The organism is Xenophilus sp., from assembly GCF_044462705.1.
GTDB classification, from domain to species: Bacteria; Pseudomonadota; Gammaproteobacteria; order Burkholderiales; family Burkholderiaceae_C; genus Xenophilus; species Xenophilus azovorans.
The window spans coordinates 78,760-96,202 of record NZ_JBIQNC010000001.1 but is presented as its reverse complement, the minus strand read 5'-3'; the positions used below and the strand labels follow the sequence as shown (position 1 = coordinate 96,202).

The window sequence follows — 17,443 nt, the reverse complement described above, 5'->3', positions numbered from 1 at the left end:
CACTGCATTCACACTGCAGGGGTCGCAAGTTCGAACCTTGCATCGCCCACCATTCTTAGAACAGGCTCCCCAGGCTTCCGCCCTGGGCCAGACCTGTGTAATTCCAGTGCAATTTCAGCCAAAGGCCCGCTTCATGGCCTCGCGCTGCTGCTTGACCTGCAGGTGGGCGTAGCGCGTCGTCGTCTGGATGTTGGAGTGCCCGAGGATCTTTGCCACGGTGTACAGATCGGCCCCTGACGCCACCAGCAGGGACGCGGCCGAGTGCCGCAGATCGTGGAAGTTGACGTGCTCCATGCCGGCAGCTTTCCGACCGCGCTGGAACCCCGTCTTCAGCCCCTCGAAGTTCTTGTAGGGCAGGGGCAGGTACTTCAACCAGGGGCGCAGCGGCTTGACGATGGGAATGACCCGGGAACGCTTCGTCTTGGTGTTCTGGGCGTGGATCGTCAGCGTGTGCTTGGACACGTCCTCCGGCTGCATGGCGAGGATTTCTCCGCGCCTGGCCCCGGTGTACAGGGCGATCCAGATTGCAGCTTGAACGGACTCCGTACAGTGGCTGGCGAGGTGCTGGACCTGCGCGGGCGTGAGGAACACCTCGCGCTTGTTGTTGGGCGGCAGCGCCTTCACCGCGGCGCCGTAGTTGACCTCCGTCATGCCCAGTTCCCACGCCAGCGTCAGCGCCTTCTTGAGCGTGGCAAGACTGCGGTTGATCGTCGCTGGCGCATAGGCTGACTTCATGTCCCGGATGATGTTGGCGGCCACCTCGCGGACCTGAGACGCGCGAAACCCCTCCAACCAGGGCGCGATGCGTTGAGCGGCGATTTCTGCCACGCTCGTCCACTTGGAGTGCTTCGCGTGCTCCATGTACAGCGGCATGACTTCCACAAGCAGCGGATCGCTGTACTGGCCCGGCCTGCGGGTCAGTTGCTTTCGGAGATCAGCCTCAAGCTGCTTGGCATCACTCGCCGTCGCACCTTCTGGGAGGATGCGATGAACTCTTCGACCTTGGACCATGAGCCCGACATGCCGACGGCCTTGCTTGTCAGTCCAGATTGACATTGCTTTCTCGGTTGATGGGTGCGTAGCCAAGCCTTGCACTCGGCCAAATCGTAGCGTTTGGACCTGCCCACGGGCGTGCAGGGCAGGCCGTCCAGCTCAAGGCGCCGGACCGTGGACTCGCTGATGCGCAGCTTTACGCACAGCTCTTGACGGGTGAGTGATCGATCTTCCACCTCAACCCCCCGTTTCCTCGCGGGCAAACAAGTCACCGACGGCCTTCCTGGCGCGGCGTGTGGCCTGAGCGTTGACGGCCCGCATGGGTGCGTCCAGCTTGTTGTGGCACCGCTGGCATAGAGCGGCGAGGTTCGTTTCGTCGCAGTTCGCTGGGTCGGGATCATGCAGGTGCGCGATGGTCAGGACGATATCCACCATCTTTCCCGCGTCATAGTCGGCGAATCGCCTGAACCCGAGGTGCTTACCGCTGTTCGCGCAGTAGATGCAGCCATCGTCAGTCATGTAGGTATCGGCGTCTTCACCCTGGCCGCGCGCGATGCGCGTGTGGTTCTGGACGTTGCACTGCTCGCAGCGGTCACCCGCGCGGCGCAGAATTTCGGCTCGAATGTCCGACCAGTTGGCGGGGTAGCGGGCCTTGTTCTCGGGCTTGATCGGCACCTCACACCCCCTTCGCCCTGCTTGCGGCGTCCATTGCTGCTGCGGCTTTCACGATGGCGCGACGGGCTGCTGTGAGCGGTTCGTCCACATCCGTCTCTTCGACGTAGACCGACAGGCTGCCCGGAGTGACGGTTTGGGCACACGTGTTGCCCATGTAGTGGCGAACGGTGAGGTTCAGCTTCACAGCCAGCCGAAACGCTTCCGAATCGCTGATGAGCGGGTTCCAGTAGTACTCGTGCTCGGCGCGGTAGATGCCGCAATGGATCGGATTGTCGTTCTCGAAGTAGCGGCCCTCGATTCCCGCAGCCCTCGCCGCAGCCTCCAGCAGTTGCCTATCGTCCATTGCCATCCTCCCTGCCGGCGCGTGCCGAGTCGATGGCGGCGCGGAGATCGTGAGGAGACACGCACACGTCTCGGCTCCCGATTCGTCCGGTGCCAACGTCGATGATGTGGCCATCGTCGAGGTAGATGGTGTCCACCAGTTGCTCGGTCAGCCAGTCCAGCCGCTCCGCATCCGCCCTCAGCCCCTCGATCTCGCCTCGCTGCGCCTTCGTAAACCGCCCTAGTTCCTGGATGCGGTCGCTTGCCACCTTGGCCTCGGTTCTTAGCTGCTCGACCTGGGCCTGGAGGCGGTCATGGTCGGCGAGGAGGGCGCGGATCGTTCCGGGCTCGGCCTCGGTGATGTACCGTGCAACGACCGGCGCAACGAGCTTATTGGCGAGCACGTCTACGCGGATGTTCGGCCAGTCCTCGGTCTCGTCGATCTGGACTGCGGACTTGCTCTTGTGGAACGACCCGCAAGGCGCCATCGCATCCAGCGCCTTTCTCAAGGCTTCGTACTTCTCGCTCACTTCGTCTGCTCCTTGAGGGCGAGAACCGCATTGGCGAAATCTCGCTCGTCGGGGAAATCGCTGCCGCTCGCATTGCGGGCGCGAGCCAGGACCGCCTGCGCAGCCCGCTCCAGCGACTCCAGCACCCGATCAGCGGCGTACTGCTCAAGCTGGGTGGCGGTGTAGACGGCGCTGGTGCTGTGGCAGAGGCTGTGCGTCTGATCCCATGGCGCATGCTGGAAACTCATGATCCCGGCTTGCTTGAAGTCGGAGACATAGCCGAACGGCTCCGGCTTCTTCAGTTCACTGGGCATGGTCATCTCCAATCGGTTTGAAGAGGCACGGCACCGACGGCCAGTCGCTGTCGACCCACCATGTCTTTTCTGGCCAGGGCTTCCAACGGATGCCGCGATGGATGCCGCTGCTGCCCGGTTCGATCAGGAGCACTTCGACATTCGTTGGGCCGTAGGAGGTTTCTTTCCAACCAAGTTCTTTCAGCCGCTGGAATGCAGAGCACATCATGCGCGCGGCGTCTTGCTCGGTTGGCATCAAATCAGCACGGCGCGCCCTCTCGGCCTCGATTGAAGCCATGACGGCATTGGCCTCGCTCTCGTGCAGCGGCTCGTGACGGAAACTGCCGTCCTCGTTGCGGAACGTCTTGTGCCCGACGATGGGGTCGATATCGCTCATGCTGTCCACCCGTGAATCAGAGGTTTGATGATCGACCAGAGCCAGGGCAGGCCGTAGGCGACAGCAACGCCGAGCGCGAAGGCCGCGACGATGCAGACGATGATGAAGTTGACGATCGCTCGCGTGATGGCTTCACCGTACATGCTCACCTCCAGCCGCAGTGATGAGCCGCAAAACATCATCTGCGGTTTCAGCAACCTCGATAGTGTTGCCATTGAACAAATGCAGGTAGCAGCGGATGCCGTGCCATTGAGCCGACGGTCCCGCGGCGACGACGCGAGCGATATCTTGTGGACACACGTACCGCGTAGTAGAGGCCCCACGGTTGAGAGAAGTGAGTCGGAGGATCATTCCTGCTCACCTCCAGCGGGGCGGATGCCGACAGGCTTCCGATGCGAGCGCACGTACTCCTCGAAGGTCGGCGGGTTGACCATGAACATGCACGCCTGTCGCCATTCGCGTATCAAGCGGTCGTGCTCGCTTTGCGTGAGGTAGATGTCCGGCTTCTCGTCGATGATGCGGATGCTCATGCCTGCTCCTTCCTCTCGGCGGCCAGGGCGGCGCCATGTGGCGGGAGGCTGATCGGGATGAGCCGCAGTCCTTCGTCGTAGCAGTCCCTGAACTCCTGCGCGAGTGTGGAGTGAAGGATCGAACGGTCGCCCCCAATCAGCGCCCACTTTGCGGCTGATTCCTCGTCGAAAACGACCCCCTCGCCGCACGGAGCCATGACGATCCAGTGGGTCGGCTCCGCATCCCTCCTGTCCGCCTCGACCCTGGCGGCGTCGGGCTTTGCGGCTGCTGCGCTGGAGGCCCGCAAGAGGTGGTGCACTACGGCTACCGCGCGTTTCTGATCGTCGGTGCCTGCATCCTTGACCATGGCATCCAGTTCCTCGATCCACCACTGGCCCTCTTGAAACTCGGTCAGTGGTTCATCCCCGGACGCCCTGGCGGCGTCGGTGGGCGGTGGGGAGGCGTAGAGCAAAGTGCCAACAGGAGGCGTCTTCTTGAGCCATGCAATGTTGCTGCCGATGGTTGGCTTCACGACCTTTGCCACCCCATCCGGTCGCGTGGTGTCGGCAACCATTTTGCTGGCGTCAGCAATATGGTCCTGACCGCCCACCGAGGGCGCGGGAGGGGCGGGAGGGGCGGAGGTGAGCATGGCCTTGTAGGCATCAACAACCTCCGGCAAATACGGCTCGACGATGCCTCCGAGATCGGGCGCATCCATGAGCGCGCGGATGCCATCGCCGATCTGCTTGGGGGTCGGCTCTACTGGCACGAGCCGCCATCCCTCGGGCACAGCCTGCCCGCCTCTTTGCTGGGGTGCGTTCACAGCGCCTCCCCACGGCGAGCACGCGCAGGCTTGCGGACGACGAAATTGTTCGCGTCGTACACGTACACGTCCCCGTCGTAAAACTGCACCAGCACATCGCCATCCGCCAGTTGCCAGCAGCCGGCATAGGGCTTGCCACCAGGCGTTCGGATGTACATGAATCGCGTGCCCGGCTTGCGGTCGCACGGCTCATCGGTCAGGCGAATCTCGCCGCCTTCCTTGGTGGGCGAGGTCGCAATCACCTCGGCTTGGGCGCCAAGGCTCAGCAGGGCGCAGAGGATGAGGGTCAGGTGTTTCATGGTCACACCGCCAGGAAGGAGCGGCCAGAGGCCAGGGGGGCGAAAGGAATTTCGTCGAAATCGTCGCCGCCGGACGGCTGGCGAGGCGGCGGCGGCGGGGGAGGCGCGCTCGCCTCCTGGCGTTGACCACGCGCCATCTCGATCTTCAGCACCTTGCCTTCGAGATTCACGCCCTGGTTGCCGTCCTGCTTGCTGTACGCGCGGATGTGCACGTCCTCCAGCACTGCGTCTACCTGCTTGCCCTTCGTCAGGTATGGCGAAATGGCCTCGGCCAGCTTTCCCCAAAGGGCGGCGCGGACCCATTGCGTGGGTTGCTTGCCGTCCTGGCCCTTGCGGCCGTAGTTGTACCCAAGGGAGAGCGTTGCGACCTTTTGGCCGTCGCTGGTGGTCCGCAGTTCAGCATCTCGGCCAAGGGTGAAGAGTCCGGTGAGAATGGTCATGGTCAGGCTGCTTGTTGTGCTTGTTCAGGGGTGCCCAGCGCCTTGCGCAGGGCGGCTTCGTACTTGTCCACGAGACGGGCGAACTCCATCAGGTCCGTCTCCAACTTCTCGATGGCGTCCTCATCGCGGGTGATGCGATGGATTTCCATGTGGCCCAGATCAGGAGCCCACAGGACGAGATCGACCCATTGCCGGCCCAGCAGCCAGAGATAGCCCGTGCACTGGTCCATGTAGGCGCTCAGATCGCGTTCAGCGACGGCAGTAAACAGGGTGTCACTCGACACCATCGTCTTGATCTCCAGCACGCCGTCTTCGTCGATGAAGCCGTCCGGGCTGAGGCCGAAACGCATGTCCTCGGTCGTGAAGAAGCCGACTTCCTCGACCAGATTGCCGGTGCGGGCCTCGTAGGCGGCGCGGGCCAGCGGCTCCTGTTCGGTGCCGGTGCGCATCGCGGCGTTCTGGAACTTCGCCGGGGCGGTGCCGCCGCAGCGTTCACGGGCCAGATCCCGGGCGTAGTCCAGGCACGCCTTGGACGGGCGGCCATCGCGCAGCTTGTCCCGGCAGTCCTTGAAGCGCGAGCCGGTGATGGCGCCGCGGCGGACTTGCAGCCACTGCTCGCTGCCCTGCTCGTAGTTGTGGTGCAGGATGGTCATGCCTTGGCTCCTTCCGCATCGGCAGCCTTGGCGGCTTCTTTGAGCGCCGGCAGTTCCGCTTTGAGTGCGGCGCGGGCGCCCTCGGAGAGGGTCTTCCAGTAGGCCCGCAGAGCTTCGCTGCCGCCCATCGCGGCATCCCTGGCGGGTTGCATCAGTTCATCAGGGGCAGGCGTATTTCCGTCCGTATCATCGCCGCCCTCGGCCACGCCACAGATGGCTTTGAGCGTGTACCGCGAAAGGTAGGAGATGGCGCTGGCACGAGCCTGGATCGCGTTCTTCGCGCCACCAGCGTCCGGAGGGCCTCCCATGCTCACCGACTCGGAATGGCCGCCGACGTGCTTGAGCGTGCACGTCACTTCAATCCAGTCCTTGTCGTCGCGGGTCAGCTTCCACGAAGCGCTGAGGCCGTGACGGGACAAAGCCGGCGTGACGGCATCGACCACGCCATGAAGCTCGGCATAACTCTTGCCCTTGAGCGGCCCGTCCTCGACCTTCTTGCCCTTGACGATCCGGACCGCCTCGGCTTTGAAGGCCGCGAACGCAGCGTTGTACGCCTTTTGCGCTTCCCGCTGCTCCCATCGATCCTGCAGATCCATCATCTGCCCGATCTGCTCCGGGCTGACGCCTTGGGACAGAGCGGACATCATCATGGCGGCAGGCGAATTCGCTGCCAGTGCGCCAGTCTGCTGCATAGCGGGCGCCGGATGCTGGATCGGCTCTGCCACGTCCAGCAGCGTCATTTCTTCGGTTTGGGTGTTCACAGGTTCCTCGCAATCAAATGCACCACCAGGCAGACCAGCAGCACGGGAAGGGGAAGGAGTAGGGCAGGCATCAGCGCACCCATGGGTTGAAATCCACAGGCGGCAGCCCCGCGACAGCGACGACGAGGGCGAACGTCAGCGCCAGGATCACGGCCACGGTCAGCAGCAGCTTGGACCACGGCACGTACAGTTCCGCCTGGCGCCTCGCATGCCCCTCGTGCTTGGACTGCTCCAGGGCGAGCTGAGCGGTACTCACCAGGCCGGCGCGGTCGGTGTCGTAGGTCATGCGCGCCTCGCTTTCAGCATCTCGTCCGCGATGGCATAGGCGTACTCCGGCACCTCGGCCATGCGGTCAAGGGGTTCGCCCGTCGCGTTGATGAGGGCCTGCATTGCGAGCCCCGCGAAGTGGTCGCGCAGGGACATGCCCGGGTACTGCCACGTGGACCCGCTGTCCTGATGGCCTTCTTGCGGGCTCCGCGTGCTGACCGGGTACGCCGGGCCGCCGTCGTTGAGGTGCGCGTCCATCACGCCCCCAGCCCGTTGAAGCACAGCGCAGCAACAAAGCCCAGCGCCATGACCGCGTAGAAGCAGATCGATTCGAGGCGCTTCATGCCGGCAGCCCCTTCCAGTTCGCGCCCAGCAGGCGCACCATGCGCACCCACTTGCGGGCATAGTTGCGGTTGACCTCGCGCGACACGAAGTCGCTGCTGAAGTGCTTGCGCACCATGGTCAGGTACTTGGTGTTCATGGCTCAGTCCTCCCACTTCCCGCTGCGCATCTCGTCCAGATCGTCGGCGTGCTGCCCGATCCAGTACTTCGCCGCGGCGAGCTTGAGCGCCTTGACCATCGGCGCGTCATTGAAGAGCAGGGCGGTCAGGACGGCCTGCGTCTGCGTGTCGTACTGGATGGCCTCTTTGATCGCATCGAGCACCGTCACGTGCCAGACCTCGCTGTAGGTCGGGCGGAACATCGTGCAGTTAGGAATCTCCGGCTGGTCGATCTTGAGGATGCAGGTCTGCACGAACGGCACGACCTTCTCCAGCGGCGAGCACTGCGTGATCACGTTGGTGATCTCGCGCTCGGCCGGCTCGACTGTGGGCGTGAGGACCGCGCTCATTGGGAGGCCTCCTCTTCGTAGTTGGCCGGATCGGTGCACCAACTGCACGGCGGGCTCACGTTCGGCCAGGAGCACATGCACCCCGTGGGCTGGAAGTCGTCGGGCATTTCGACGTGCTTGCGGCCGTCGCGCAGTTGGGCAGACAGGCGTTCGTAGGCCTGGATGCCTTGCCGGATGGATCGCTCCATGCCCCGTACGGCGTCCCGCGCCTCGACTCTCTGAACCCATGAGGCAAGGGACTCGGCTGCGCGCTTCCCGTCCATGAGCGCTTGGTAGATGTCGCTCATCTCGCTCATTGGGAGGCCCCTTGAGCCTTGGCCGCGTCGGCCCGGGTCTGCAGTTGCGCCCACAACTCATCGGCGTCGGCGAACACGGCGTATGCATCCTCCTGCGAGGCGTACCGCGTGAACCGCTCATCGTGCAGATGGTGGTAGTCGGCGCCGACCTTGACGCACGTCACCTTGCCGTCGTACATCGGATACTCCAGCAGCGACGGGCCACCGTGGAAGTGCAGTTGCGTTGCCGCGTCCTGCCACATGTGAGGACCCTCGAAGGCCGCGAAGTGCGGGTGCTTCGGGTAGATGTAGGCGTAGACGCACCAGCGGTGCGGGCCTTCGCAGTACACGCCCATGTCGCGATCAGCCTGCGTCTGCGGCTCGGAGTGGCGCTTGACCTCGATGAGGAAGTCCGTGCCTCTGCGGTGCCACACGTCCTTGTGGTCCCAGTTCGCCGCGCTCACGGCCGCGCCTCCTGGGGGTGGGAGATCACAGGCCACCCGAACGTGTGGTCCTTCTGGGCGCGCTTGAGCAGCGCGATCTCGCGGTCCAGCGCGGTGAGGTGCTTGTCCATCACAGGGCCTCCCGAGCGATGGCTGCGCGGATGCGGTCGGCTTCGCGCTGGGCGGCGGCGGCAAGGGCCTCAGCTGCCGCAAGGCGTTCGCGCGGGGTACGTCCACAGGTCAACGCCGTCATGGCATCGTCGATGCTCATGGGGGCCGGGGTTTGCTGCTTGTCCATCTGCCATCTCTCCTTGGGGTGGGCGATGGGTGGACTTTAGCAAACTAAACAGATTAGTCAAGCGCACTGAACCAAAAGGTTGAGTGAACTAAATGGACATGCAGGTATACAGGTTGTCTATGCCCAAGCCCTCCCTCTCGCCCCGCCGCCTGCAAGCCCTCCTGATCGAGCGCATCGAGGCGCTACCTGGCATGGCCGGCCAGGTCACGGACGTGCACACGGGAGGGGTGCGCTGGGTGGACGCCGGCCCAGGCGAGCCGAACTGGTACGTGCCGACCGGCGCCCAGCGGGAGGACTACCGCCTAGACGTAGCCCGGGTCATCAAGCAGACGCAGCTGGAGTACGACCTGGACGTGGATTGAGGGCGTACAGTGGCGGCATGACCGATCCGCTCCACCTCACCATCAGGCGCTTCCAGAACCGGGCCGAGGCACTGGACGAGCAGGGCAGTACCAGGGGCCTGGACGACGCAATCGCTGATCTCGCGGCCTGGATGGACGTCGCACTCGTCAAGCTCGATGACGTGGACCGCGCGGCGCTGATCGACATCGGCGGCCTGCTCTACCGCGAGGGACTGCGGCGGATCATGGGGGAATGAAAAAGCCGCCCCCCCCGGTGGGGGCAGCTAGGGGCCAAAAAGCAAGGGCCCTACCGAAGTAGGGCCCTGATAGTCGCCGCACGGAATTGCAATCTTCGCTGTGCGGAGGCCCCCTTTCGGGGGACTTAAGCCCGATGCTTTGTGGCAGAGCGGGTGCGCAAAGTGTATGGAGTCAGAGGTGATCGGTCAAATGGCCCAGCCCAATCCCATGGAGCACGCAGGCGAGAATGGCGTCCAAGTCGGGCTTTTCCAACACCCTCAAGTCGTACTGCCTGGCGCCGGTCCTCGGGTCTTTGCCGAGTTGCGGAACGAACAGGCGCTGAAACGCGACCGTGTACACCATGTCCGCTTTGACCCACATTTCTTTCGCGTTGTACGGCGCAGGCATCACCGGGTCAAATACCAACTTGTGGTTGTAGGCGCATACGTCATAGGGCCTTGTCGTACTGCACGGGACCACGTTCACCAGGTTGCCCCGATTGCGCAGGCGTGGGCCGATGACGATGACTGGCCTGCGCTTGATGATTTCCGGTTCAATGAAGCCGTTGAAATCGCAGATTAGGATCGTACCGGGCTGGGGATAAAACTGGATCGCCATGGGGGTGTTTTAAGCCACATGATGCCCGAATTCTGACGCGACAAGACTATTGTTCGCATCAAGCCTCCCGCTCAGGGCCGCCCCTACTCACACCTAAACAGGACTTCGGCGGGGGATGGGGGTGGGACTAGCTGCCAATCTCAGCAAGAAAAGCCGTGATGTATGGGCCTGGAACGGCGAAGACTTGCTCCCCGCCAGCGCCCCAAATCTTCAGGCTGATGCCCTCCGTCTGCTTCGACCGCAGGTATGCGGCATCGATGTCGACGAGCACCAATTCACCATACGAGCAGTTGTGCGACATGCATCGGAACACGTCGCGGCGCACCGACTGAACCGGCCAGGCGCGCCCATCAACGGTGTTGGCTCGGTCGAAGTAGGCCCAGGTCTTCCCGAAATAGAAGAGCGATGCATAGACAACGATCTTTGCCGGCGTGTCGGGCCGCTCCGATGACTTGGCTGCGCGCAAGTGGATGGCACTCTGTCCTGCCTTGATGTCGCCGCCTTGAATGGTGGTGACTTTGGTGTAGGGGTCCGCTTTGGTCTTGATCTGCGCGCCCCACGCAGCATCGGTCATTGCCGCTGGTGGCGTGGGCGCCGGCCGGGCGGCGCACCCAGCTAGTACGGCCACGACAACCAGTGCGCCGCAGCGCGTCCATGCGTCTGTCATTCCCTCTCTCCTATTCAGGTCTCCACTGGCTTGGCGACACAACAGCCCCGACAGCTTGTATTCCGTCCAATTCGGCTGTCTCGAACGTCAGTCGCTCGCCCCCGTTGACCGACATCACCTCGATTGAGCCAGGGCGTTGAATCAGCAGTTCTTTGACCATCTTCCTGCCATCTCGAAGCTTGAGAAGGACGTACTCACCGACTTGCGGCGCTGCATTCGGCTTGACTAAGACGTACCAGCCATCTCGAATTGCGGGAAACATGCTTTGCCCGCGCACACGAAGCCCGTAGGCGTTAGGGTCGTCGATGGCAATCTCAATGTGGCCGTCGCCGGCCCCTGGAATCGAACTGATTTCGTCGTAGTAGCCATCCTCGCCCAGTTTGGCGGTGCCCACCACCGGCACCAAGCCCACGGGTATGTTGCCGGCAAATTCCACGGCATCCCCGCTCTTCTTGGGAAGCTTTCCGGTCGTCAGCCAGGACGCGCGGTATCCGGTCGCTGCCTCAATGGCCGCCGCTGTATCCCCCTTGAGGTTCTTGGTGGTTCCGTCCAGCCACTGAGAGACCGCGCCGGCGGTTCGGCCTGTTTTGCGCGCGAGATCGGCGGCGGACAGCGCCGCTCCGTCCATCGCTTCCTTGATTCTGTCCTTTAAAGCCATCAGTGGAATTAAGCCACCTAAATGCTTTAGGCCGCTTGACTCGTGACAGTTTAGTGCTCTATAGTTAAGCGCCATGAAGACCGCCGATGCCATCGACAAGGCGAAGACCGCAGCCGCGCTCGCCGACATGCTGGGGATCACCCCCAGTGCAGTCTCCCAGTGGGGAGATGAGGTGCCGGAGGCGCGCGTGTGGCAGTTGCGTGTGCTGAAGCCGGATTGGTTCAACCCAGCTTCGCCCGAACTCGCCACCCCCACCCCCGCAGAGGTGGCCGAGAGGGAGGTGTGAGATGGAGTACGTCTCTCCCATCCGCTGGGAAACCACCACGACCACCGTGCGCCGTGAGTGGATGCGCTCTACCACCAGCGAGAGGCTGGCGATGTGCCGCCGATTCACGAATCGGGAGTCGCGACAGGACGTGTGGTGCTTCCCGCTGAACTCGCCCGTGCCCGTCAAGCTGGATGTGTTCCGGGAGGACTGGCCGACTGAATCGTCGCTTCCAGAAGCTCCATCGCTCGGCGCATCGCAAAGACCTGTACGTCGCCCACTGTGGCGTTCTCTTTTCGGCGGATGACCACTGTGAAGCTCACTGTCTCCGCCCCCGAAACCACCTCGTTGCAGGTCACTCGCCAATGGGCGATGTCCTCGACTTGCACGTTCATTCCGGCCGTCAATCTGGTCATGTCCGCTCCTTCCGTTGATGGTTGCCTGAGAAACGCCATCGTAAATCGGGAGGATCGGGCACCCCACCTCCTGACCCCCAGCACCGGCCTCGTCACCGAGCCCCGCACCAATCCCAACCTCCAGCACTGCGACGACTGCGGCAGCCCCATCCGCAACACCGGGACATGGAACCGTCCCCGGTACGTCTGTGGTAACTACTCCTGCCCCAAGTGCCCTTTCCAGAGGGATCGGGTCAACACATCTTTCTCTGTGGTGGAGGGATGAGACGTGCGACTGACCGGCGACCGCAACCAGTGCCAGGGCTGCAAGCAGTTCTTCAACAGCACCTTCGCTTTCGAGAAGCACCGCACTGGCGAGCACGGCAAGGACCGTCGCTGCCTGACCGAAGCCGAAATGCTGGCCAAGGGCATGAGCGTCAACGCTGCCGGCTTCTGGATCACGTCCGCCATGCCGCGCGACGTGCTCGATGCCGTCATCCAAGGAGCCTGAATGGACCCCGCCGATTCCCTCGCTGGCTTCATCTGCGCCTTCGGTGCTGGTGTCTTCGGCAGCCTCGCCTGGATTGGTGAGGACGTGTTCATGGCTGGCCTGGCTGTGACCTTCGCTGGTGCCCTGTACGGCTTCGCTTACGAGGCGTTCGCGGGCATGCGTGAGCAGTTCGGAGAGAACGAGTAGGGCGGCTTCATGCGCGGTCTTCCAGATGTGTCCACCAGTCAGGTCCGTCGCCAACGGCGGGCCTGCCAAGGCTTCGGCCTGGCTGGTCGGGCGCATCTGAAAGCTCGTGATTTTTCGCGTCGTCATGGGCATTTAGTTTTGGCTACCCGCGACTGGTTAGCCAACTGGTTAGACGTTGATTTCTTTCTATCGAGAGGCCCCTTGATGGATCAGTTGGAGTTCAAGCTCCTTGGGCGAATCGACGCTCCTAGCGTCTGCCCAGAGCAGTGGGTGCGGAAGGCAGAGACCTACCGCGATGTTGTTCGGCTTGCGTGGACGCTGCGGCGCGCCAAGGGCGCGAAAGCGGTGGACCTGGCGAGGCATTGCGAATTTCACGCCCAGCACGTCAGTGACTGGTTGGCGATGGACGACAAGCCGAAGCGCCGGAGCTTGCCGGCACATCACATCCCCGCATTCGAGGACTTCGTGGGCAACACGCTGGTGAGCCAGTGGCTTGCCCGGCATGCCCAACTGACCGTGCTGGAAGAAATCACCGCGACGAAGGCAGCCGCGTGAACAAGTTCACCTACCTCGCATGGTTCGGCTACTGGCTGCTTCGGCAGCGCAGCTGGTCGCGTGCGAAGTGGGTGATGGACTACGAAGGTCGGAAGTGGAACTGAGCATCGAGCAAATCCGGACGGACGGCGGCACCCAGTCGCGCGAGGCCCTGCACGAAGAGACGTACATGGAGTACGCCGACGCGATGCTGGCTGGAGACAACTTCCCGCCTGTCACCGTCTTCTTCGACGGCGCTTCCTACTGGCTCGCTGACGGGTTCCATCGCTTCTTTGGCGCGCAGCACGCCGGGCTGGACACGATCCATGCCGAGGTGAAGCAAGGCACCCAGGCTGACGCGCAACTGTTCAGCTACGGGGCGAATGGGAGCCACGGCCTCAGGCGGACCAATGCCGACAAGCGTCGGGCTGTCACTGGCGCCCTGAAGCATGCAACCTCTTGCAAGTGGAGCGACAACCAGATCGCCAAGCACTGCGGGGTTCACCATTCGACCGTTGGCGAAGTTCGTCGATCACTTGCGGAATCCGCAAGTGAGAAGCCGACGGCCCGGACCTACACGACAAAGCACGGCACCGAAGCCGTGATGAAGACCGAGAACATCGGCAAGACGAAACCGGCGCCTGCGCCCGCTCCGGCACCCTCGGCGCCGCCTGCCGCGCCCGAAGAGAACTACGACCCAGAGGACGACGCCCTCAGAGAGGCGCAGCACACGATCTCCGAGGTGGCGGCCGAGAACGAGGAACTGCGCACGCGCCTGGCCGTCGGCGTCATGGAGGGGTCCGACGAAGAAAAGAGGGAGGCCGCCCAGCTCATCGCCGATCTTCGCCAGCAAGTCAAGACGCTGGAGGCTGAGAACGAAGCCCTTCGCTCAAGCCGCGACCACTACCAGCGCGAGGCATCAGAGCTGCGCAAGCAGATCAAGATGAACGAGAAGGAGTTGAAGAAGGCGAGGGCCGCGGCATGAGCCTTCAGCTCTACACCTATCAAGAGGGAATCCTGGCGAAGCTGCGCGCTGGGTTCGCCGAAGGTCATCACGCCCAAATGCTCGTGGCCCCGACTGGCGCCGGCAAGACCGAGATGGCTATTGCGTTGCTGGAGGCGGCGAAGGCGCGTGGGAATCGTGCAGCAATGGTTCTGGATCGGGTTGTCCTGTGCGACCAGACCAGTGGCCGGTTGCAGAAATACGGCATCGACCACGGCGTCATCCAGTCGGGCCACTGGCGCTATCGGCCCTATGAGCCGATCCAGATTTGCAGCGCGCAGACCCTGGAGAAGCGCGGCAGCTTCCCGGGCCTGAAGCTGTTGATTGTGGATGAGGCGCACCAGACGCGCGCCCAAACCATCCAGTTCATCAAGAACAACCCCGAGGTGCGCGTGGTGGGCCTGAGCGCCACGCCGTTTACCAAGGGACTCGGCAAGACCTATAGCAATGTCGTGTCCAGTGTGACCACGGGCGAATTGGTGCGCCTCGGGCGTCTCGCTCCTCTGCGCGTCTTCATCGCCAAAGAGATCGACATGGAGGGCGCGAAGAAGGTTGCTGGCGAGTGGTCGGCGGATGTTGTGACCGAGCGCGGCCTGAAGATCACCGGCGACATCGTGGCCGAGTGGGTGAAGAAGACGCACGAGGTATTCGGCGGTCCGAGAAAGACCGTGGTTTTCTGTTCCGGCGTGGCTCACGGTGCCGACCTAGCGCAGAAGTTCGGGGATGCTGGGTACAACTTCGTCAGCCTGTCCTACCGTGATGACGACTCCTTCAAGGACGACGCTATCAAGGAATTCACCAAGGCCGATTCCTCGATTCATGGCCTGATTGCCACGGACATTCTGACCAAGGGCTTCGACGTGCCGGACGTGATGATCGGCGTGTCGGCCCGGCCATTCAGCAAGTCCCTGAGTTCCCACATCCAGCAAATGGGCCGCGTCATGCGAGCGCACCCGGGCAAGGAATTTGCCCTGTGGCTGGATCACTCCGGCAACTACCTTCGGTTCCGTGATGAGTGGGATGACGTGTACGAGAACGGCATCCATTCGCTGGACGAAGGCAGGGAGAAAGCGAAGCCCGAGCCGACCAAGGCAGAGAAGGAAGCGGCGAAGTGCCCGAAGTGCTCGCACGTGTGGCCTTCGGGAACCGACACATGCCCTTGCTGCGGCCACGTCCGGGAGCGCAGGAACGACATCACCGCCGTACCCGGCATGCTGGAAGAGTTGGCAGCGGCAAATGCCGCCAAAGCCCAGCAACGCGAATGGTATGCGCAGCTTCTCGGCTATGCGGTCGCGCACAACTACGCGCGCGGCTGGGCCTATCACAAGTTCAAAGAGAAGTTCGGCGTCGAGCCGAAGTTCCGTGACGTGATGCCCCTGGAGCCAACCGCCGAGGTTGGCCGCTGGATTCGGTCCCGCAACATCAAGTGGGCCAAGAGCCGCCAGAGGGCCGCATGACCACGCGAGCCATTCAACGCCGGGAGTACATGGCCGCCTGGCGTGCTGCCAACCGAGAGCGGCTGAAGGCCTACTTCGCTGACCGCTACCTTGCGGAAAAAGAGGCTGGCGAAAGATCAACGCCGGAGTACAAGGCCAAGGCAGCCGAGTACTACGCGGAGAACAAAGAGCGGATCAACGCGCGCGGACGGGCATACAAGAGGCAGAACCCGGAGGCTGTGCGCAGGCACTACCAAAACCGCCGTTCGCGCTTGGCTGGAGCTGAAGGTCAATTGAGCCACGACATCGAGTCGCGGCTATTGAAGCTCCAGCGCGGCTGTTGCGCAAACTGCAGGGTCAAGCTGGCTCGCTATGAGCTTGACCACATCGTCGCTCTTGCAAGCGGCGGCTCAAACGTGGACGACAACATGCAGTTGCTCTGCCCGACGTGCAACCGCCGTAAGCACGCCAAAGACCCGATCGCCTTTGCACAGCAAGAGGGGAGGCTTCTGTAATGGACTTCGTGTCCTTCGTAAGAGCGCACGGCATCCTTATGGAGGCGCTACCGCCGATTGGGCGCTGGGTGCGATTGCCCACCGAGACGCACCCTCGCAAGAGAAATGGTGCGGTCAAGTTCATGGGTGACCACGGCTTCTGCCAAGAGCATTCGACCATGACGGCTGTATCCGTCTGGCGTGCTGACGATGCTTCCAAGATCGCACATCAGGAAGTGAGCCGCATCGCCCAGGAAGCGCATCAGCAGACGCTCAGGGCGCAAGCGACGGCGGCGAAGAGGGCCGCAGAGATCCTTCGTAGCACGCAACTCGCATTCCACCCCTACATCACAAGCAAGGGCTTCCCCGAGGAGCCTGTGAACGTCCAGAAGACCGATTCCGGGTTGGTGTGCGTGGTGCCGATGTACGTCGGCCGCGAGCTTGTGGGATGCCAACTCATCCAAGAGGACGGATCGAAGAAGTTCTTGTTCGGCCAGCGCAGCGGCGGCGCGCAGTTCGTCTTCGACAACCACGGCACCCATGTCTTGTGCGAGGGCTTCGCCACGGCCCTATCCGCCCGTCACGCCATGAAGAACCTGAAGGCCCGCTACACGCTGCACGTGTGTTTCTCGGCCGGGAATATGAAGAAGGTGGCTGCCGGGCTTCCTCGTGGGATTGTGCTGGCCGACAACGACGCCAGCGGGACCGGTGAGCGCGTGGCTCAGGAGATCGGCTGGCCGTACTGGATGAGCGACCGCCAAGGCGAGGACGCCAATGACTTCCATCTTCGGCGCGGCCTGTTCGCGCTGGCCCAGGGCATTCGGGGTGTGCTGCGGGAGGTCCGTGTGACGTAGCCGCACGCGCATCGAGCACTGCGCTGGTCGGGATAGCAAGTAACGGCAGCGGCGCAGGAAGACCCCCTACTGTGAGGAAGACGTGGAAGAAGGGGTAAGGGTGGCGAAGGTAGCGCCCGAACGTCGAACGGCTGCCGGGTCATGTAACGCGACGGGTCAGTCGATGCATGTGAAGGCCCATCCAAGGAAGGCTGGGTCTGTCCGCTCGGGGTCAGTGAAGGGGCTCTGACAGCGGTTCTATAGGTAACAGGAGATGAGATGTACGGAATGCGCGAACTGGAGATTGAAGGTGCCTGCGACGTTGGACAAGTACGGCGACATGGCTCGGGGTGGATTCGGGCTGTGCTCGGTGTCACCGCCCGGGAGTTTCAAGTCGGCCTTGCACCGCTGCGACCGCCACAAGCCAGCCCCTGCGGAGGTGACTGTGCCTCGTGTGC

The 17,443-nt window shown here is 63.0% G+C and carries 34 protein-coding genes; 10 read left to right on the top strand and 24 right to left on the bottom strand.

Annotated features, from left to right (window positions below):
- Positions 1 to 114: 114 nt before the first annotated feature.
- The 20 genes from ACIY1X_RS00610 to ACIY1X_RS00515 form a co-directional block, all read right to left on the bottom strand.
- Positions 115 to 1,056, bottom strand: a complete 942-nt coding sequence (locus tag ACIY1X_RS00610) for a tyrosine-type recombinase/integrase (RefSeq protein ID WP_399677224.1) — start codon at positions 1,054 to 1,056, stop codon at positions 115 to 117.
- Positions 1,057 to 1,230: 174 nt separating this feature from the next.
- The gene (locus tag ACIY1X_RS00605; protein ID WP_399677223.1) at positions 1,231 to 1,668 is read right to left on the bottom strand and encodes a hypothetical protein; all 438 of its coding nucleotides are present in this window, start codon (positions 1,666 to 1,668) and stop codon (positions 1,231 to 1,233) included.
- A gap of 1 nt (position 1,669) precedes the next feature.
- Positions 1,670 to 2,011: a hypothetical protein gene (locus ACIY1X_RS00600; protein ID WP_399677221.1), complete on the bottom strand. Its 342-nt coding sequence runs from the start codon at positions 2,009 to 2,011 to the stop codon at positions 1,670 to 1,672.
- The gene (locus tag ACIY1X_RS00595) at positions 2,001 to 2,519 is read right to left on the bottom strand and encodes a hypothetical protein (protein ID WP_399677220.1); all 519 of its coding nucleotides are present in this window, start codon (positions 2,517 to 2,519) and stop codon (positions 2,001 to 2,003) included. The genes ACIY1X_RS00600 and ACIY1X_RS00595 overlap by 11 nt, the downstream gene beginning before the upstream one ends.
- On the bottom strand, positions 2,516 to 2,812 hold the full coding sequence (locus ACIY1X_RS00590; RefSeq protein WP_399677219.1) for a hypothetical protein: 297 nt from the start codon (positions 2,810 to 2,812) through the stop codon (positions 2,516 to 2,518). Before ACIY1X_RS00590 ends, ACIY1X_RS00595 begins: the two co-directional genes overlap by 4 nt.
- Positions 2,802 to 3,188, bottom strand: a complete 387-nt coding sequence (locus tag ACIY1X_RS00585; protein ID WP_399677218.1) for a hypothetical protein — start codon at positions 3,186 to 3,188, stop codon at positions 2,802 to 2,804. The genes ACIY1X_RS00590 and ACIY1X_RS00585 overlap by 11 nt, the downstream gene beginning before the upstream one ends.
- Positions 3,185 to 3,403, bottom strand: coding sequence for a hypothetical protein (locus tag ACIY1X_RS00580; RefSeq protein WP_399677217.1), 219 nt, complete (start codon positions 3,401 to 3,403; stop codon positions 3,185 to 3,187). Before ACIY1X_RS00580 ends, ACIY1X_RS00585 begins: the two co-directional genes overlap by 4 nt.
- Before the next feature lie 132 nt (positions 3,404 to 3,535).
- A complete protein-coding gene (locus ACIY1X_RS00575; protein ID WP_399677215.1) occupies positions 3,536 to 3,718 on the bottom strand; it encodes a hypothetical protein in 183 nt (60 codons plus the stop codon).
- Positions 3,715 to 4,521 carry a hypothetical protein gene (locus ACIY1X_RS00570; RefSeq protein WP_399677214.1) on the bottom strand — a complete coding sequence of 269 codons (807 nt, stop codon included), beginning with the start codon at positions 4,519 to 4,521 and terminating at the stop codon, positions 3,715 to 3,717. Before ACIY1X_RS00570 ends, ACIY1X_RS00575 begins: the two co-directional genes overlap by 4 nt.
- On the bottom strand, positions 4,518 to 4,820 hold the full coding sequence (locus ACIY1X_RS00565) for a hypothetical protein (protein ID WP_399677212.1): 303 nt from the start codon (positions 4,818 to 4,820) through the stop codon (positions 4,518 to 4,520). The genes ACIY1X_RS00570 and ACIY1X_RS00565 overlap by 4 nt, the downstream gene beginning before the upstream one ends.
- Positions 4,821 to 4,822: 2 nt before the next feature.
- Positions 4,823 to 5,260, bottom strand: coding sequence for a single-stranded DNA-binding protein (locus ACIY1X_RS00560; protein WP_399677210.1), 438 nt, complete (start codon positions 5,258 to 5,260; stop codon positions 4,823 to 4,825).
- 2 nt (positions 5,261 to 5,262) lie between these two features.
- Positions 5,263 to 5,913 carry a lambda exonuclease family protein gene (locus tag ACIY1X_RS00555; RefSeq protein WP_399677209.1) on the bottom strand — a complete coding sequence of 217 codons (651 nt, stop codon included), beginning with the start codon at positions 5,911 to 5,913 and terminating at the stop codon, positions 5,263 to 5,265.
- Positions 5,910 to 6,674 carry an ERF family protein gene (locus ACIY1X_RS00550; protein ID WP_399677207.1) on the bottom strand — a complete coding sequence of 255 codons (765 nt, stop codon included), beginning with the start codon at positions 6,672 to 6,674 and terminating at the stop codon, positions 5,910 to 5,912. The genes ACIY1X_RS00555 and ACIY1X_RS00550 overlap by 4 nt, the downstream gene beginning before the upstream one ends.
- A 70-nt stretch (positions 6,675 to 6,744) precedes the next feature.
- Positions 6,745 to 6,960, bottom strand: coding sequence for a hypothetical protein (locus ACIY1X_RS00545; protein WP_399677205.1), 216 nt, complete (start codon positions 6,958 to 6,960; stop codon positions 6,745 to 6,747).
- Entirely contained in the window at positions 6,957 to 7,199 is a 243-nt protein-coding gene (locus tag ACIY1X_RS00540; RefSeq protein ID WP_399677204.1) for a hypothetical protein, read from the bottom strand. Before ACIY1X_RS00540 ends, ACIY1X_RS00545 begins: the two co-directional genes overlap by 4 nt.
- Positions 7,200 to 7,281: 82 nt before the next feature.
- Positions 7,282 to 7,422, bottom strand: a complete 141-nt coding sequence (locus ACIY1X_RS00535; RefSeq protein WP_399677202.1) for a hypothetical protein — start codon at positions 7,420 to 7,422, stop codon at positions 7,282 to 7,284.
- Positions 7,423 to 7,425: 3 nt separating this feature from the next.
- On the bottom strand, positions 7,426 to 7,791 hold the full coding sequence (locus tag ACIY1X_RS00530) for a hypothetical protein (RefSeq protein ID WP_399677200.1): 366 nt from the start codon (positions 7,789 to 7,791) through the stop codon (positions 7,426 to 7,428).
- On the bottom strand, positions 7,788 to 8,078 hold the full coding sequence (locus ACIY1X_RS00525) for a hypothetical protein (protein WP_399677199.1): 291 nt from the start codon (positions 8,076 to 8,078) through the stop codon (positions 7,788 to 7,790). The genes ACIY1X_RS00530 and ACIY1X_RS00525 overlap by 4 nt, the downstream gene beginning before the upstream one ends.
- 5 nt (positions 8,079 to 8,083) lie before the next feature.
- Positions 8,084 to 8,530: a hypothetical protein gene (locus tag ACIY1X_RS00520; RefSeq protein WP_399677198.1), complete on the bottom strand. Its 447-nt coding sequence runs from the start codon at positions 8,528 to 8,530 to the stop codon at positions 8,084 to 8,086.
- Between the two features lie 109 nt (positions 8,531 to 8,639).
- Positions 8,640 to 8,807 (bottom strand): hypothetical protein, encoded by a 168-nt coding sequence (locus ACIY1X_RS00515; protein ID WP_399677196.1) that lies wholly within the window; start codon positions 8,805 to 8,807, stop codon positions 8,640 to 8,642.
- A 119-nt stretch (positions 8,808 to 8,926) separates the two neighbouring features.
- Between ACIY1X_RS00515 and ACIY1X_RS00510 the strand changes: the two genes are divergently transcribed.
- Together ACIY1X_RS00510 and ACIY1X_RS00505 are read left to right on the top strand one after the other, a co-directional pair.
- On the top strand, positions 8,927 to 9,169 hold the full coding sequence (locus ACIY1X_RS00510) for a hypothetical protein (protein WP_399677194.1): 243 nt from the start codon (positions 8,927 to 8,929) through the stop codon (positions 9,167 to 9,169).
- A 17-nt stretch (positions 9,170 to 9,186) separates the two neighbouring features.
- Positions 9,187 to 9,405 (top strand): hypothetical protein, encoded by a 219-nt coding sequence (locus tag ACIY1X_RS00505; RefSeq protein ID WP_399677193.1) that lies wholly within the window; start codon positions 9,187 to 9,189, stop codon positions 9,403 to 9,405.
- 172 nt (positions 9,406 to 9,577) lie between these two features.
- Here the strand turns inward: ACIY1X_RS00505 and ACIY1X_RS00500 are convergent, their stop codons facing one another.
- The 3 genes from ACIY1X_RS00500 to ACIY1X_RS00490 form a co-directional block, all read right to left on the bottom strand.
- Entirely contained in the window at positions 9,578 to 10,003 is a 426-nt protein-coding gene (locus ACIY1X_RS00500) for a type II toxin-antitoxin system PemK/MazF family toxin (protein ID WP_399677192.1), read from the bottom strand.
- Between the two features lie 127 nt (positions 10,004 to 10,130).
- A complete protein-coding gene (locus tag ACIY1X_RS00495) occupies positions 10,131 to 10,670 on the bottom strand; it encodes a hypothetical protein (protein ID WP_399677190.1) in 540 nt (179 codons plus the stop codon).
- A gap of 10 nt (positions 10,671 to 10,680) precedes the next feature.
- Positions 10,681 to 11,328: a S24 family peptidase gene (locus tag ACIY1X_RS00490; RefSeq protein WP_399677188.1), complete on the bottom strand. Its 648-nt coding sequence runs from the start codon at positions 11,326 to 11,328 to the stop codon at positions 10,681 to 10,683.
- Positions 11,329 to 11,401: 73 nt separating this feature from the next.
- On the opposite strand from ACIY1X_RS00490, the gene ACIY1X_RS00485 reads away from it, so the two are divergent.
- Positions 11,402 to 11,614, top strand: coding sequence for a Cro/CI family transcriptional regulator (locus ACIY1X_RS00485; protein ID WP_399677187.1), 213 nt, complete (start codon positions 11,402 to 11,404; stop codon positions 11,612 to 11,614).
- Positions 11,615 to 11,778: 164 nt separating this feature from the next.
- On the opposite strand, the gene ACIY1X_RS00480 is transcribed toward ACIY1X_RS00485, so the two are convergent.
- Positions 11,779 to 12,009 (bottom strand): hypothetical protein, encoded by a 231-nt coding sequence (locus tag ACIY1X_RS00480; RefSeq protein ID WP_399677185.1) that lies wholly within the window; start codon positions 12,007 to 12,009, stop codon positions 11,779 to 11,781.
- Between the two features lie 268 nt (positions 12,010 to 12,277).
- Between ACIY1X_RS00480 and ACIY1X_RS00475 the strand changes: the two genes are divergently transcribed.
- The 7 genes from ACIY1X_RS00475 to ACIY1X_RS00445 all read left to right on the top strand — a co-directional run bounded on the left by ACIY1X_RS00475 (position 12,278) and on the right by ACIY1X_RS00445 (position 17,006).
- Complete coding sequence (locus ACIY1X_RS00475) at positions 12,278 to 12,499, top strand: hypothetical protein (RefSeq protein ID WP_399677184.1); 222 nt, start codon at positions 12,278 to 12,280, stop codon at positions 12,497 to 12,499.
- On the top strand, positions 12,500 to 12,685 hold the full coding sequence (locus ACIY1X_RS00470) for a hypothetical protein (RefSeq protein WP_399677183.1): 186 nt from the start codon (positions 12,500 to 12,502) through the stop codon (positions 12,683 to 12,685).
- 201 nt (positions 12,686 to 12,886) lie between these two features.
- Entirely contained in the window at positions 12,887 to 13,240 is a 354-nt protein-coding gene (locus ACIY1X_RS00465) for a hypothetical protein (RefSeq protein ID WP_399677182.1), read from the top strand.
- A 94-nt stretch (positions 13,241 to 13,334) separates the two neighbouring features.
- Positions 13,335 to 14,204, top strand: a complete 870-nt coding sequence (locus ACIY1X_RS00460) for a hypothetical protein (RefSeq protein ID WP_399677181.1) — start codon at positions 13,335 to 13,337, stop codon at positions 14,202 to 14,204.
- Positions 14,201 to 15,679, top strand: coding sequence for a DEAD/DEAH box helicase (locus ACIY1X_RS00455; RefSeq protein ID WP_399677179.1), 1,479 nt, complete (start codon positions 14,201 to 14,203; stop codon positions 15,677 to 15,679). The genes ACIY1X_RS00460 and ACIY1X_RS00455 overlap by 4 nt, the downstream gene beginning before the upstream one ends.
- Complete coding sequence (locus tag ACIY1X_RS00450) at positions 15,676 to 16,173, top strand: HNH endonuclease signature motif containing protein (RefSeq protein ID WP_399677178.1); 498 nt, start codon at positions 15,676 to 15,678, stop codon at positions 16,171 to 16,173. The genes ACIY1X_RS00455 and ACIY1X_RS00450 overlap by 4 nt, the downstream gene beginning before the upstream one ends.
- The gene (locus tag ACIY1X_RS00445; RefSeq protein ID WP_399677176.1) at positions 16,173 to 17,006 is read left to right on the top strand and encodes a toprim domain-containing protein; all 834 of its coding nucleotides are present in this window, start codon (positions 16,173 to 16,175) and stop codon (positions 17,004 to 17,006) included. The genes ACIY1X_RS00450 and ACIY1X_RS00445 overlap by 1 nt, the downstream gene beginning before the upstream one ends.
- Positions 17,007 to 17,443 lie beyond the last annotated feature (437 nt).